Origin of the sequence: Treponema sp. UBA785, from assembly GCF_002297065.1 — a bacterium.
Lineage (GTDB): Bacteria > Spirochaetota > Spirochaetia > Treponematales > Treponemataceae > Treponema_D.
The window spans coordinates 1-1,402 of sequence record NZ_DBJD01000026.1; positions in this window are offsets into that span (position 1 = coordinate 1).

The following is a 1,402-nucleotide window of genomic DNA, read 5'->3' on the forward strand; positions in this document are numbered from 1 at the left end:
CGCACAAGAACGTCAGAAAGCGTGTCCAATTCGGCTACACGCATATTAGAATTGATTTTTTTCATTTTGACTCCTTTAGAATATGAAAAAAATGGCTAAGAATTCGATTGGTCATTTTGAAAAGAAGCCAAAATGTACAATCCCGATAGTTTCCTCCGTTTCCTTATTGAATTGGAATTAAACTCTGTACATAAAAGATACAAGGAAAATGCCTGGACCGGCAACAAGCAGGCAGCCATTTTCCCAAAATTTTATAAGCCGAAAACAGCCTGGGCAGCGAATAAAAATTTTCGCACGACTAGAAAACGCGTTGGGCAAGGCATAAAGTTTTTCGAATGAGTAGAAATTGTGTCGGGAAGGTCGTTAAAGTTTCCGAACGAGCTGAAATTTCGTTGGGCAGGCCGTAAAAGTTTTCGAACGGCTAGAAAGTGCGTTTGGAAGCACGTAAAGATTTTCGAACGGGCAGAAATTGCGCTTGGCAAGGCATAAAGTTTTTCGAATGAGCTGAAATTTCGTTGGGCAAGTCGTTAAAGTTTTCGAATGACTAAAAATTGCGTTGGGCGGTGTATAAAAATTTTCGAACGGGCAGAAAGTGCGTTGGGCGAGGCGTTAAAGTTTTCGAATGACTAAAAATTGCGTTGGGAAACGTGTAAAAGTTTTTGAATGAGATGAAATCGTGTCGGGAAGGTCGTTAAAGTTTCCGAACGAGCTGAAATTTCGTTGGGCGAGGCGAAAAAGTTTTCGAACGACTAGAAAGTGCGTTTGTAAGCACGTAAAGATTTTCGAACGGGCAGAAATTGCATTGGGCGAGACGAAAAAATTTTCGAACGAGCAGAAAGTGCGCCAGGCAGCGTGTAAAAGTTTTTGCGCCTGTAGAAATCCAGGGCGTCTCCGGCGCTATCGCCGGCCGGCTGTTGCGCAGTTCGCTTGCGCTCTAAGTCCTCGGCGCGCGCATTGCGCGCCTGCGGTCTTTGTCGGCGCATTGCTGAAGCAATCCGCCGCCACTGCTCCATAGCCTGACGCTTCAATCACAGGAAGTGAAGATTGGACTTCGAGTTCAAATGTATTCGTAATCGGACGAGATCTGAAAATCGCCTCGTTCTACATGAGCGGCCGTCCTGTAACACGCGGGTTGACATCCAGGGGGGCGAAGCTTCCCATATTGCCGCGGCATCAACCCGACCAGCCCCTACGTCAGTTTTGGCTTCCGCCTTGTTCGCAACGCCAACTAGCGGTGGCTAGTTCTGTAAGGATCTTTTATGTCATTTTCGGGCTTGACCCGAAAATCTAGATGCAGATATTGCAATCATTTAGAGATTGTCGTATCAAGTACGACAATGACAGAAAAATTTAAAACTCGAAATTGAACCTAGTAATTTTGCGTTAGGGATTTTGCATACCT